Source organism: Methylomonas sp. Uni0011, assembly GCF_056850255.1.
Map to the genome: position 1 here is coordinate 224,618 of NZ_JBVVNO010000004.1, position 12,540 is coordinate 237,157.

Genomic DNA, 12,540 nt, shown 5'->3' on the forward strand with positions numbered 1-12,540 from the left:
CGGCCATCATCTCAACGCCAGCAGTCGGCAAAATTCAAAATAATCCTTTTTTATCAAACATATAAAAAATATCGCCCAATCCGGCACGGGCTTTGCGATGTAGTTAGCGACCGAAGCAATCGGCATTAACCCAACAAATTTCCGCCAAAAAGAGGACGCTACTATGAACATCAAATCCATTTTGACCGCCTGCACATTCGCCGCCGCGATCGCCTTCGACGCCGGTGCCGCCACCGCCATCGACCACGCCGCCTATTCCCACGACAGTTACAACGGCGCCGTCAATCCCAAATGGCTGACTGCGCTGCCGGATACGCTGAGATTGAGCCAATTGTCGCTACCAGGAACTCACGATTCGATGGCTTTGTACGGCGGCGACATTCCCCAAACCCAGTCCATGGACCTGGAAACCCAATTGAACGCCGGCATCCGGGTGCTGGATATCCGTTGCTGGCATATCGCCAACAATTTCCAAATCGCCCACGGCATCGTGTTGCAAAACGCGACCTTCAGCGACGTGTTGGATACTGTCGACGCCTTTTTGGCGGCGAATCCGGGCGAAACCGTGGTGATGCGGGTCAAGGAGGAAAATACCGGCAAGAACAATACCCGCAGCTTTGCCGACACCTTCAACGCCATCGCCAGTAAATATCCCGGCCTGTTCTGGACACCGAACGGCACCAGTAATCCGACACTGGGTTCAGTCCGCGGCAAGGTGGTAATGCTGCAAAACTTCGCCGGCGTGTTACAGGGCATCTCGTACTCGTCGCTGGAAAACCAGGGCACGGTGCAGGACAACTATGAACTGAAAACCAACTGGGACTTGTACGGCAAATGGCAGCAGGTCAAAAGCCAAATCATGTCGGCATCAACCGGCGACAGCAATAAAATCTATCTGAATTACCTGAGCGGTGCGACCGGCGCCTTCCCGTATTTCGTCGCCAGCGGCCACAGTTCCCACGAGACCGGCGCGCCGCAATTGATGACCGGCCTGACCACGCTGACCAACCCGAATACCTATCCGGATTTCCCAAGGGTCAGTTGCCTGGGCAGCCTGTGCTCGATCGCCTTCCTGGGAACCAACCAGCTCAGCAGTAAATTCATCGCCGATCTGCGCCTGAATTACGCCACTTTGAACGAATTGTACAAACGCTTGAATCTGAACATCCGCCTGACCAAACGGGTGGGCATCATCATGGCCGACTTTCCCGGCATCAGCCTGATCAACAACGTGATTGCGATGAACAGGTAAACCGAATGCCAGTAGGTTAAGCCGTCATACCGGCAGGGATTGCCGGTATCCAGTCCACAGGGATGTGGCAGCCGGCATTCACTGCCGGGATGAGAGTTTTTCCAAACTGAACGGCATTGGTCCGAATCTCCGCCGGACTACCCGCCAACCCGCCGTTCAAAGCCCCGGAATCCCCACCTGTTGGATATGCACGGCGTTATCGCCCTCCTCATAAGCCAATAACTTGCCGTCGTGCCGCCACAACTTGAACGCCAAGGCATAGGACAACACCCGGATCGGGTAATCCCGCGGCAGGGTTTGCAGATACGGCTGCATCGTCGCGAAATCGCTGGCGCCGTATTGCTGCATGATGAAACGCAAACCGCCGTTGCGCGGGCCGATGTTATAAGCCAGCAAGCCCAGGAACAGATCATCGTTCATTTCTTCCAGGTAGTGCTTGAAAGTCGCCGCGGCGAGATAGGCGTTGTGGCGAGGGTCGGCGACCGAGGGCTCGGCCACGCCGAGTTCGCGGGCGGCTTCGCGGGTGATGGATTTGGGTACCGCGGTAATTTGAAACAAGCCCTTGCCGCCGTCGCGGCTGTCGCGCGGCATGAACGACGATTCGGTGGCGGCGATACCGTGCAGCAAATCGGCATCGACATCGAACGCCTTTGCCGCATCGGTAATCGGCGGATCGAACGCCGCCGCCCGCGCCAGCATTTTTTGCAGGCCGCCGGTGTCGTGCCGGCGATACGCGGCATAGACTTGGTGCGCCAGCGTCACCCGCTCGGCCTCCTGCTTGCCGCCGACCAGGGTCCGGAAATGGGTGAATACCGGCGTGTAACCGTCGTGCAGCACGAACCAAACCCAGCTAAGCGCCAACGCGACAGCCGTCGCGGCCGGCAAATAGCGCAAACGCTCGCTGAGCCAGCGCCGCGCCTGCCACCAGACAATCAACAATAATGCCGCGGCCAACACCAGCAAGACGACACCGCCGGCGAAGGGCAACAAATTGGCAAAAAAACCGGGGCCGGACAACCAGCTGGCCGAATAGCCCAGCAGAAACATGGTCGCCAACACCGCGGCGACCGCCAGCGCCGCAATTTCCAGACTGAGCAGCCAGCCGTTCCATTCCGCCCGAAACGGCGGTTTGCGTTTGGCTTTACGCGGCGGTTTGGCGCGGCCGGCGCGAGCCGGTGGCCGCGGCTTTGCCTGAGCTTTTTTTATCGGTACAGGCCGGGACATCGAACCATCGGAAATTCAGCGAAGGAAATAGGGGGAGCGGATTTAGCTGCCGAAACCGCACCGGCTGGCATTTGCCGCGAGCGGCGGTATATTCTGCGGCTGGTATTCATACTCGGCTCAACTATAAAGCAGGCGCCAACCATGCACAACGCTTTCCGCCCGGCCTGGTGGCTGAACGGCCCCCATCTGCAAACCATTTATCCGGCCTTGCTGCGGCGGACCGCGCCACCGGCCGCCATTCGCCGCGAACGGCTGGAAACGCCGGACGGCGATTTTCTGGATATCGACTGGGGCGAAGACGAGACCAAACCGCTGGTGATTTTGCTGCATGGCCTGGCCGGCAGCAGCCGCTCGGGTTATATCGCCGGTCTGCAACACAGCTTGCCAAGCCAGGGCTTTGCCAGCGTGGCCCTGAATTTTCGCGGCTGCAGCGGCGAAATGAACCGCTTGGCCCGCTGCTACCACTCCGGCGAAACCGAGGACATCGGCTTTTTGCACCGGGAACTGCGCCGGCGTTTTCCGCGCCGGCCGCTGGCGGCGATCGGCTTTTCGCTGGGCGGCAACGTATTGCTGAAGTGGTTGGGCGAGCAAGGCACCGATGCCGACCTGTTCGCCGCCGCCGCAGTATCGGTACCGCTGGTGCTGAGCGAATGCGCCGACAAACTGGACCGGGGTTTTTCCAGAATCTACCGCGACTACCTGTTGCGGGAATTGAAGCAATACATGCGGATCAAGCAACGCCATCTGCTGGCTATCGGCCGCGACGACCAGGCCGAACGGATCCGCCAACTCGGCGATTTGCGGCCGATTCGCTCCTTCTGGCAATACGATGATCGGGTGGTAGCGCGGCTGCACGGTTTCGCCGACGCCGCCGACTATTACCGCCGCAGCAGCTCGCGCCAGTTTTTGCCGCTGATCCGGGTGCCGACCTTGTTGCTGCAAGCCAAGGACGATCCGTTCATGACCGAACGCGTGTTGCCGAGTCCGGCGGAACTGTCGGCCGCAGTGCATTTGGAAATCAGCAAAGGCGGCGGCCATGTCGGCTTCGTCGGCGGATCGGGGTTCCGGCCCGCTTACTGGCTGGAAGCGAAAATCGGCGGATTTTTAAAGGCGCAGTTGCAGGCCTGATTGGGCAGACTTGAAAACGGCCCGGCGGCGTTGTCTAATGCCGGGCACCGTTAAACGCTGGCCTACTGGCAGGGCAGACCTTCGCATGCATGATCAAGTCTTGTTTCTTTGCACCGGCAATTACTACCGCAGCCGTTTCGCCGAGTACCTTTTTAACCACCACGCGCCGGCTTACCGCTTGCCATGGCGCGCCGATTCGCGCGGTTTGGCGATCGAATTGCTGGAACCCGATGCCGGGCCGATTTCGCCGCACACCCTGCGTGGCCTGGCTTTGCGCCGAATCCCGGCCGAACCGGTAAGGCCGCCGCTCGCGGTCGGGGAACCCGATTTGCAGCGCGCCCGCCTGATCGTGGCCTTGAAACGCAGCGAGCATCAGCCGATGTTGCTGCAACGATTTCCGGAGTGGGTCGAGCGTGTCGAATACTGGCAAGTCGACGACATCGGCGACAGCCATCCGGATCAGGCCCTGCCGCAAATCGAAACCGCGGTACTCGGGTTGTTGCAACGTTTGGCCGACGCCGGCCGCTAACCACCGAATCCGGAACTGCTCAGGAAACGCGCAATCTGAGCTTGAGCCGTTCTTACACTGGGCGGCAGCGTGTTACTATTTGTTTCCTTTCGTTTTCATTGTTCTGTAATGGCACCGAATAAACCGTTGCAACTGATAGACCGCTTCGGCCGAGTGGTCAATTATCTGCGGGTCTCGATCACCGACCGCTGCGATTTCCGTTGCGTTTACTGCATGGCCGAAGACATGGAATTCCTGCCGCGCAGCCAAATCCTCAGCCTGGAGGAAATTCGCACGATCTGTCAGGCCTTTGTCGAACTCGGCGTGACAAAGATTCGGGTTACCGGTGGCGAGCCGTTGGTGCGAAAGGGCGCGCTCGGTCTGCTGCGCGAAATCGGCAGTATGCCCGGCTTGAACGAACTGGTACTGACCAGCAACGGCTCGCAACTGGTCGAAATGGCCGACGATTTGCGCGCCGCCGGCGTCAAACGCCTGAATATCAGCCTGGATACCCTGCATCCGGACAAATTCCGGGAACTGACCCGCACCGGCAATTTACAACGGGTGTTGGACGGGCTCGCCGCCGCCCGCGCCGCCGGTTTCGAGCGCATCAAACTGAATGCGGTGATCATGAAACACCGCAACCACGACGAGGTCGTCGATCTGGTGCAGTTTGCGCTGGACCATGGCCTGGACATCAGCTTCATCGAAGAAATGCCGCTCGGCGTGGTAGACCGCCACCACCGCGGCGAGAGTTTTTATCCCAGCGACGAAATCCGCCGCGACTTGAGCTGTCGTTTCAACTTACAAGCGATCGCCGACAACACCGGCGGTCCGTCGGCTTACTACCGCGTCGACGGTAGCGCCAGCCGGGTCGGTTTTATCTCGCCGCACAGCGCCAATTTCTGCGGCAGCTGCAACCGGGTCAGGCTGACAGCGGAAGGCCGCTTGCTGCTGTGTCTGGGTAACGAGCACTCGGTGGACCTGAAACGCGTGGTCAGGGAGCAGCCGGGCGATATGGCCGCGCTGAAACAAGCCATCGTCGCGGCGATGCAGATCAAACCCGAGAAACACGAATTCAATATTCACGAACAGCCGATGATTTTGCGGCACATGAACGCGACCGGCGGTTGAGAAACGGAGGACACCATGTCGGATAACAAAGCCTACCATATCGTTGCCGAAGCCCGGCGCTACAAAGAAGAGCGGGAAAAAGGCTACCGGGAACAGGCCTTGAAACTGTATCCGTGGATCTGCGGACGCTGCGCCAGAGAGTTCGACCATAAGAATCTACGCGAGCTGACGGTACACCATATCAACCACGACCACGACCACAATCCGCCCGACGGCAGCAATTGGGAGCTGCTGTGTTTGTACTGCCACGATAACGAGCACCAGCGCTACGAAGAACAGGTGCGCTACGGCGGCAAAAGCAGCACGGACGGCAAATCGCCAACGGCGACTTTCAACCCGTTCGCCGATCTGAAAAAAATGATGAACAAAGACTGATGACGGCCAAATGCGTCTGGGCGCTGGCCAGCGCCAACGAGGAGCGCTACCACGACAGCGAGTGGGGCGAACCGCTCCACGACGACCGCGGCCTGTTCGAATTTCTGGTGCTGGAAGGCGCCCAGGCCGGCCTGAGTTGGCGCACGATCCTGGACAAACGCCCGGCCTACCGTAGCGCTTTCGATGGTTTCGACCCGCGGGCCGTCGCCGAGTACGGTCCGGCCAAACTCGAACAGTTATTAGCAAACCCCGGCATCGTCAGAAACCGCTTGAAAATCCAGTCCGCTGTCGCCAACGCCAGAGCATTTCTGGCGGTACAACAGCAGTTCGGCAGCTTCGACAGTTACATTTGGGGCTTTGTCGACGGCCGCACGCTACAGAACCGCTGGCAAACCCATGCCGAAATACCCGCCTATTCGCTCGAATCCGAACGCATGAGCAAGGATCTGCAAAAACGCGGCTTCAAGTTCGTCGGCCGCACCATCTGCTACGCCTATATGCAGGCGGTGGGGATGGTCAACGACCACACCGTCGATTGCTTCCGCCACGCGGAATTGGCCCGGCCGTAAAGCGATGCAAGCCGCCGCTCCGGAAGCCGATTGTCTGCGCCTGATCGCCGCGAGCGACGCCGCGACGATCGCCAGTTGCGCGGCCGACGGGGATGCCGAAGCCAGCTATGCGACGGTGTTGCAGCATGACGGCGTGTTTTACGTATATGTCAGCGGCCTGGCCCAGCATACCGGCAACATGTTGCTGCGCCGGCAGGGTTCGTTACTGTTTTTAGGCGAGGCGGCCGGCAATCCGTTTGCCAGACCCAGAGCCAGCGTAAACTGCACGGTCGCCGAAATCGAGCCGGACCATCCGCATTACGTCGAATTACTTGATAGCCTAGAAGCCCGTTTCGGCAACGTCGTCGGTCTGCTGCGCACCTTGCCCGATTTCCGCTTGCTGGCCTTGACGCCGACTCGCTACCACTATGTTGCCGGCTTCGGCAAAGCCTATAACTTTAGCGCCAACCCACGCGACCCGGCCCAGTCAGGGTAAACTATTCCGGATCAGCACGCTCGACCGACCATGGAGCCCGCTTAACCGTCATGCCTGTTTTTCTTAAACCGCTACTGAGCAACAGTTTTTTCGCGTTGGCGTATTTCATCGGCGGCTTTCTGGGGCATTTGCTGGCTATTCCGCCCAGCGAAGCCAGTGCAATTTGGCCGCCGGCCGGTATCGCCCTGGCCGGCATGTTACATTCCGGTCGAAAAATCCTGCCGGGTCTGGCAATCGGTGCTATCGCCGCCCAAACCTATGCGTTCTACGGGCTTACCGACGGCCAGTCGCCGGCGTTAGCCTATTGGGTGGGTTCCGCTGTCGCCATTGCCGCCTGCGGCCAAGCCTGGCTCGGCGCATTTTTAATCAACCGCTGGATCGGGCCGCACAACCCGTTGCTGGAAGACCGCCACATCCTCCACTTCTATGTCTTGGCCATCGTCAGTTGCCTGCTGACACCGACGCTGGGCACCAGCTTGCTTTACTTGCTCGGATGCATCGAATTCTCCGGGATCGGCCTTAACTGGAGTACTTGGTGGGTAGGCGACTCGATCGGCACGGTGATCTTCACGCCCATCCTGCTGGCTTTCATCGGCGCCCCGCGCCACACTTGGCGCCAACGCCAACAGTTCGTGGTATATCCGCTGGCGGCAACCCTGTTACTGGTTGTGGTCGCCGTAGCCTACAGCAGCAATCTGGAGAACCGCCGTATCCGCGAATTATTCGAGAGCCAGACCAATTTGCTGCACCAGAGCATTCAGCAGCATTTCGACAACGACGTATTGAACAACCAGTTGTTGAAGGCCTTGTTCGACAGCTCCGACAGCGTCGACCGCAACGAATTTCGCTTATTCGCCCACACCATATTCAGCCGCCATCCGGAACTGGAAGTTCTGGAATGGTTACCGAAAGTCGGACGCGCCCAGCGCCGCGAATTCGAAAACCGGGAAGGGATGCCAATTCTGGAACGCAATGCTCAAGGCGCCAATACCGCGGCGGCGGAGCGCGACTTTTATCTGCCGATAACTTACTGGTTCGGTAATGAACAAAACCTGGGCCTCGATGCACTGACTCAACCCGAACTGCGCGACGCCATGGAACAAGCCATCACCTCCGGCAAAACCAGTGCCACCGGCCCGTTGACGTTTAGCGACGGTGAATTCGGCTTTGCCGTATTTTCCCCGGTCTACGCCAAGGGCAAACCGCTGGGTTCGGTTGCGCAGAGCGAAGCACATTTGCTTGGCTTGGTGGCCAACGTCTTCCGCCTCGGCAGCGAAGTCGGGGAAATCGTCACCCGCCTCGAAGCCGACGAGTTGTCGTTGAGCATATACGACGGCGACCGGATGCTGTTTGGCGAAACCGCAGCGGAGTCTGCTGTCAGCCTGATGCAATTGCAGCGGCAATTGGAATTAAAAATAGCCGACCGCATCTGGAATGTTCGTTACCGGCCGTCGGCCAAGTTCTACAGCGACCAACATTCCTGGACGGCATGGCGGTTATTGGCGGGCAGTTTTCTATTGTGCGGCCTGACCAGTTTCGGCCTGATGCTGATGACCGGCCGTACTGCCCGCATCGAAGACTTGGTGGCGCTGCGCACCCGCGACTTACTGCGCAGCAACCAAGCCCTGAACAGCGAAATCGAACGCCGCAAGCGGCAAGAAAACGAATTGCGGATTGCCGCCGCGACGTTTCAGTCGCACGAGGCGATCATGGTGACCGACGCCAAAGGTACGGTTCTGCGCGTCAACGAAGCCTTTAGCCGCATTACCGGCTATAGCCCGGAAGACGTGATCGGCCGGCGGCCGGATCTGTTGACCAAAGTCCGCCAAACGCCGGGCTTGCTACACGGGCTGTTCCGCGCCTTGCTGCGCGACAACCAGTGGCGCGGCGAGATCTGGAACCGGCGCAAAAACGGCGACGTGTTCCCGGAGCGGCTGACAGTGACCGGCGTCCGCGACGAGAGCGGCAAGCAACTGAACTATGTCGCGATTTTTTCCGACATCAGCGACCAAAAGGCCGCCGAGCGCGAGATCCACGAGCTGGCGTTTTACGATCCTCTAACCGGCTTGCCGAACCGGCGCCTGCTGTTGGACCGCTTGAAACAGGAAATTGCCGCCGCCAAGCGCCAACATTGCTACGGTGCGCTGTTTTTCCTGGATCTGGACCATTTCAAAACCCTAAACGATTCCCGCGGCCACCAGGTCGGCGACGAGTTGCTGACCCAGGTGGCTCAGCGTTTGCGCGCCATCATTCGGGAGGAGGATACCGCCTGCCGCCTGGGCGGCGACGAATTCATCGTCATGATACCGGGTCGTTACAACGAATTGGCCCGAGCCACGCACCACGCGGTGATGCTGGCCGAGAAGATTCTGCACACCATCAACCAGCCATTCACTGTACAAGGCAGCGAACACCATTTTTCCACCAGCATCGGCGTCACACTGTTCCCGGAGGCCGCCGAACAGCCGGAAGCGGTGATCCAGCAAGCCGACACGGCGATGTACCGTGCCAAGGAAGGCGGCCGCAACGGCATCAGCTTCTACCGGCCGTCGATGCAGGAAACCGCCGACCGCAGGCTGACGCTGGAAAAGGAAATTCGCGAGGCATTAAAGCAATGCCAATTCGTGTTGCATTACCAACCTCAGGTCGACGAAAGCGGCCGGGTGGTGAGCGCCGAGGCTTTGATTCGCTGGCAGCATCCGCAACGCGGCATGATTTCTCCGGCCGAGTTCATCCCGATCGCCGAAGACACCCGCCTGATTTTGCCGCTCGGCGAATGGGTGATCCGCGAGACCTGCCGCCAGATCCGTGCCTGGGACCGCGAGAACCGGCCAATCGGCCACGTTGCCGTCAACGTCAGCTCCCGCCAATTCCGCCAGCCGGACTTCGTCGAACAAATCGAACGCATTCTGGCCGACGCCGGCCTGTCTGCCGATCGTCTGGTGATCGAATTGACCGAAGGTTCCGTGATCAGCAACATCGACGACACCGTCAGAAAAATGCGCGATTTACAGCGTTTGGGCGTCAAAACCTCGATCGACGATTTCGGCATCGGTTACTCGTCCCTGTCCTACCTGAAAACCTTACCGATCAGCCAGCTCAAAATCGACCAAAGCTTTGTCAGAGACCTACCTGAAGACCAAAACGACGCTGTTATCGTCGAGACGATTATCAACATGGCGAAAAGCCTGCGCCTGCATGTAATTGCGGAAGGCGTGGAAACCGAGGAACAAATCCTGTTTTTGCGGGAAAAAGGCTGTTTGTCCTACCAGGGCTACCACATTGGCCGGCCGGTTCCGGCCGCTCAGTTCCACAGTTGACCGCGGGTTTGGAAACGGCTGGGAGAAACGTTCTTACAATCGCCGCGGCTGCGTTAAAATCGCCAGCTCGACATTCAGCCAGGGATAATAAAGATGAACTTGAAAATCGGCCTGTTTACTGCGGCGGCACTGTTCGCTGCCATCGGCGACGCCGCCGAGAAAACCGCGATCAGAGTCGGCGCCATGGCCTCCGGCACATTGAGCTGGGAATTGGCGGCGATGCGAAACCAGGGCTTGTTGGATCAGGCCGGCTTCGCCGTGGAAAACGTCGCCGTCGCCAACCAGCAGGCCGGTAAAGTTGCGCTGCAAGCCGGCGCGGTCGATCTGATCGTCTCCGACTGGATCTGGACCTCGAGCATGCGCGGCGAAGGCATCAAGTTGAGTTTTTACCCGTTTTCCGATACTTCCGGTGCCTTGCTGGTCGCAAACGATAGCCCGATCAAAACGCTGGCCGATCTGAAAGGCAAAAAACTGGGGATCGCCGGCGGCGAACTGGATAAAAACTGGCTGTTGCTGCAAGCCTTGGGCCGGCAGCAGCAATTGGACCTGAATGCCGGCGTCGAAAAAATCTACGGCGCACCGCCCTTGCTCAGCCAGCAATTGCTGGATAAGCGCGTCGATGCGCTATTGACCTACTGGCAATTCGCCGTTCGCCTGGAAGCCAGGGGTTACCGCACCTTGCTCAGCGGCGAAGACATCGTCCGCCAATTAGGCGTCGTGGAGACCGTGCCCAGCATCGGCTATGTTTTCAAACAGGAGTGGGCCGATCAGCATAAAGCCGCACTGAAGCAATTCTTCGAATTGAGCAGACAAGCCCGCGACAGCTTGTGCAGCGACGATGCGGAATGGACGAAAATCCTGCCGCTGACCGAAGCCGGCAACCCCACCGAGCAAGAAAAACTCCGCGCCGGTTACTGCAAAGGCCGTATCGAGCAATGGGCGCCAGCCCAACAAACCGCTGCCGAAAAGATTTACCGGATGCTGCATCAGGTCGATAGCAAACTGACCGGCGCTTCCGACCGGATACAGCCCGGCACATTCTGGTCTGGCGATTGATGGTCTTCGGTATCACCGGACAACGTAACGGCGTCGTTACGCTGTTATCGCTATTACTGTTGTTAGGCATCTGGCAAGCGGCGGCGATGTCGCTCAACGATCCCAGTCTGCCGCTGCCGGCAAAGGTGGCCGGAGTGTTCTGGCGCGCAACCGCTTCCGGCGAACTACCGCGCCACCTGGGTGCCACGCTGTATCGGTTGGCAGTCAGTTTTTCGATTGCGATGCTGCTCGGTTGCGCGATCGGCCTGTTGTTAGGCAAAAACAAAAGCCTGGACGCGTTCTTCGACAATTGGCTGGTGATTTTTCTGAACATCCCGGCTTTGGTCACGATCATCCTGTGTTACATCTGGTTCGGCCTGGACGAATCGGCAGCAATTCTGGCGGTCGTGGTCAACAAATTGCCCAACGTGGTGGTCACGATCCGCGAGGGCGCGCGGGCGCTGGACAAGGATTTGCTGGAAATGGCACAGAGTTACCGTTTCGGCCGCAAAAAAACGCTCAGGCACGTGATTTGGCCGCAATTGCACCCGTTCGTGATGGCCGCCACCCGCTCCGGACTGGCCCTGATTTGGAAGATCATTTTGCTGGTGGAATTGCTGGGCCGTAGCGACGGCATGGGTTACCAATTGCATTTGTTTTTCCAATTGTTCGACGTTGCCAGCCTATTGGCTTATACCTTTGCTTTCGTCGCGGTGATCCAGGCCATCGAATGGCTGGTGTTGCGCCCCATGGACCGGGCGGCGTTAAGGTGGCGGCGATGAACGCAATCAGTATCAGCATTCAAGACAAAACCTACCGCGACGGCCATGGCGGAAGTCAGCATAGGACGATCGCCGACTTGCAGTTCGAGGTCGAACCCAACGAATTCGTCTGTTTGCTGGGCCCATCGGGCTGCGGCAAAACCACACTGCTTAACATGGTGGCCGGCCTGGACAGCCACTACCAAGGCCAAATTCGGATTGGCGGCCAGGCCGCCGCCGCTAAAATCGGTTATGTGTTCCAAAGTCCGCGGCTGCTGCCGTGGCGGACCGTTCGCCAGAACATCGAATTAGTCTTCGCCGGCCCGCCGCCGGCCGCACTGATCGACGAACTACTGGCCGGCATGCAGCTCGATGCGGTGCAACACAGTTATCCCGAGCGCTTGTCGCTGGGCATGCAGCGCCGGGTGGCAATTATCCGCGCCTTTGCCGTGAATCCCGATATCCTGCTGATGGACGAGCCCTTCGTGTCGCTGGACGCGCCCAGTGCCCGGCAGGTGCGGACGCTGCTGTATGCGCTGTGGCAACAACGGCCGCATACGGTCTTGTTCGTCAGCCACGATTTGCGCGAGGCAATCGCGCTGGCCGACCGCCTGATCTTCTTGTCGCCGCCGCCGATGCGTATCGTCAGCGATATTACCGTCGATATACCGCGCGACGGCCGCCACGACGAAGCCCAAATCGAAGCCTTCCGCGAATATTTGTTGAGTCAGCATCCGGCTATCAACGGACTGTTGTAAC

The 12,540-nt window shown here is 59.0% G+C and carries 12 protein-coding genes; 11 read left to right on the top strand and 1 reads right to left on the bottom strand.

Annotated features, from left to right (window positions below; genetic code table 11):
- Positions 1 to 163 precede the first annotated feature (163 nt).
- Positions 164 to 1,252: a phosphatidylinositol-specific phospholipase C gene (locus AC0IM9_RS08265; RefSeq protein WP_140911429.1), complete on the top strand. Its 1,089-nt coding sequence runs from the start codon at positions 164 to 166 to the stop codon at positions 1,250 to 1,252.
- A gap of 156 nt (positions 1,253 to 1,408) precedes the next feature.
- Here the strand turns inward: AC0IM9_RS08265 and AC0IM9_RS08270 are convergent, their stop codons facing one another.
- Positions 1,409 to 2,476 carry a lytic transglycosylase domain-containing protein gene (locus tag AC0IM9_RS08270; RefSeq protein WP_482803679.1) on the bottom strand — a complete coding sequence of 356 codons (1,068 nt, stop codon included), beginning with the start codon at positions 2,474 to 2,476 and terminating at the stop codon, positions 1,409 to 1,411.
- Between the two features lie 141 nt (positions 2,477 to 2,617).
- Between AC0IM9_RS08270 and AC0IM9_RS08275 the strand changes: the two genes are divergently transcribed.
- The 10 genes from AC0IM9_RS08275 (at position 2,618) to AC0IM9_RS08320 (ending at position 12,539) form a co-directional block, all read left to right on the top strand.
- Complete coding sequence (locus tag AC0IM9_RS08275; protein WP_482803680.1) at positions 2,618 to 3,604, top strand: hydrolase; 987 nt, start codon at positions 2,618 to 2,620, stop codon at positions 3,602 to 3,604.
- 85 nt (positions 3,605 to 3,689) lie between these two features.
- On the top strand, positions 3,690 to 4,133 hold the full coding sequence (locus AC0IM9_RS08280) for an arsenate-mycothiol transferase ArsC (RefSeq protein WP_482803681.1): 444 nt from the start codon (positions 3,690 to 3,692) through the stop codon (positions 4,131 to 4,133).
- Positions 4,134 to 4,241: 108 nt separating this feature from the next.
- The gene (gene moaA, locus AC0IM9_RS08285) at positions 4,242 to 5,246 is read left to right on the top strand and encodes a GTP 3',8-cyclase MoaA (protein ID WP_482803682.1); all 1,005 of its coding nucleotides are present in this window, start codon (positions 4,242 to 4,244) and stop codon (positions 5,244 to 5,246) included.
- 15 nt (positions 5,247 to 5,261) lie between these two features.
- Positions 5,262 to 5,621 (top strand): YajD family HNH nuclease, encoded by a 360-nt coding sequence (locus AC0IM9_RS08290; RefSeq protein WP_140911434.1) that lies wholly within the window; start codon positions 5,262 to 5,264, stop codon positions 5,619 to 5,621.
- On the top strand, positions 5,621 to 6,190 hold the full coding sequence (locus AC0IM9_RS08295; RefSeq protein WP_278210473.1) for a DNA-3-methyladenine glycosylase I: 570 nt from the start codon (positions 5,621 to 5,623) through the stop codon (positions 6,188 to 6,190). Before AC0IM9_RS08290 ends, AC0IM9_RS08295 begins: the two co-directional genes overlap by 1 nt.
- A gap of 4 nt (positions 6,191 to 6,194) precedes the next feature.
- On the top strand, positions 6,195 to 6,665 hold the full coding sequence (locus AC0IM9_RS08300) for a pyridoxamine 5'-phosphate oxidase family protein (RefSeq protein ID WP_482803683.1): 471 nt from the start codon (positions 6,195 to 6,197) through the stop codon (positions 6,663 to 6,665).
- A 50-nt stretch (positions 6,666 to 6,715) separates the two neighbouring features.
- Positions 6,716 to 9,985 (top strand): EAL domain-containing protein, encoded by a 3,270-nt coding sequence (locus AC0IM9_RS08305; RefSeq protein ID WP_482803684.1) that lies wholly within the window; start codon positions 6,716 to 6,718, stop codon positions 9,983 to 9,985.
- 93 nt (positions 9,986 to 10,078) lie between these two features.
- Entirely contained in the window at positions 10,079 to 11,041 is a 963-nt protein-coding gene (locus AC0IM9_RS08310) for an ABC transporter substrate-binding protein (RefSeq protein WP_482803685.1), read from the top strand.
- Complete coding sequence (locus tag AC0IM9_RS08315) at positions 11,041 to 11,802, top strand: ABC transporter permease (protein ID WP_482803686.1); 762 nt, start codon at positions 11,041 to 11,043, stop codon at positions 11,800 to 11,802. Before AC0IM9_RS08310 ends, AC0IM9_RS08315 begins: the two co-directional genes overlap by 1 nt.
- Positions 11,799 to 12,539 carry an ABC transporter ATP-binding protein gene (locus AC0IM9_RS08320; protein WP_482803687.1) on the top strand — a complete coding sequence of 247 codons (741 nt, stop codon included), beginning with the start codon at positions 11,799 to 11,801 and terminating at the stop codon, positions 12,537 to 12,539. Before AC0IM9_RS08315 ends, AC0IM9_RS08320 begins: the two co-directional genes overlap by 4 nt.
- The last annotated feature ends 1 nt before the right edge of the window (position 12,540 follow it).

What these genes read in the sequence shown, in the direction of transcription:
- AC0IM9_RS08265 (WP_140911429.1), top strand. Translation starts at nt 164, where the DNA reads ATGAACATCAAATCCATTTTGACCGCCTGCACATTCGCCGCCGCGATC.
- AC0IM9_RS08270 (WP_482803679.1), bottom strand. Translation starts at nt 2,476, where the DNA reads ATGTCCCGGCCTGTACCGATAAAAAAAGCTCAGGCAAAGCCGCGGCCA.
- AC0IM9_RS08275 (WP_482803680.1), top strand. Translation starts at nt 2,618, where the DNA reads ATGCACAACGCTTTCCGCCCGGCCTGGTGGCTGAACGGCCCCCATCTG.
- AC0IM9_RS08280 (WP_482803681.1), top strand. Translation starts at nt 3,690, where the DNA reads ATGCATGATCAAGTCTTGTTTCTTTGCACCGGCAATTACTACCGCAGC.
- moaA (WP_482803682.1), top strand. Translation starts at nt 4,242, where the DNA reads ATGGCACCGAATAAACCGTTGCAACTGATAGACCGCTTCGGCCGAGTG.
- AC0IM9_RS08290 (WP_140911434.1), top strand. Translation starts at nt 5,262, where the DNA reads ATGTCGGATAACAAAGCCTACCATATCGTTGCCGAAGCCCGGCGCTAC.
- AC0IM9_RS08295 (WP_278210473.1), top strand. Translation starts at nt 5,621, where the DNA reads ATGACGGCCAAATGCGTCTGGGCGCTGGCCAGCGCCAACGAGGAGCGC.
- AC0IM9_RS08300 (WP_482803683.1), top strand. Translation starts at nt 6,195, where the DNA reads ATGCAAGCCGCCGCTCCGGAAGCCGATTGTCTGCGCCTGATCGCCGCG.
- AC0IM9_RS08305 (WP_482803684.1), top strand. Translation starts at nt 6,716, where the DNA reads ATGCCTGTTTTTCTTAAACCGCTACTGAGCAACAGTTTTTTCGCGTTG.
- AC0IM9_RS08310 (WP_482803685.1), top strand. Translation starts at nt 10,079, where the DNA reads ATGAACTTGAAAATCGGCCTGTTTACTGCGGCGGCACTGTTCGCTGCC.
- AC0IM9_RS08315 (WP_482803686.1), top strand. Translation starts at nt 11,041, where the DNA reads ATGGTCTTCGGTATCACCGGACAACGTAACGGCGTCGTTACGCTGTTA.
- AC0IM9_RS08320 (WP_482803687.1), top strand. Translation starts at nt 11,799, where the DNA reads ATGAACGCAATCAGTATCAGCATTCAAGACAAAACCTACCGCGACGGC.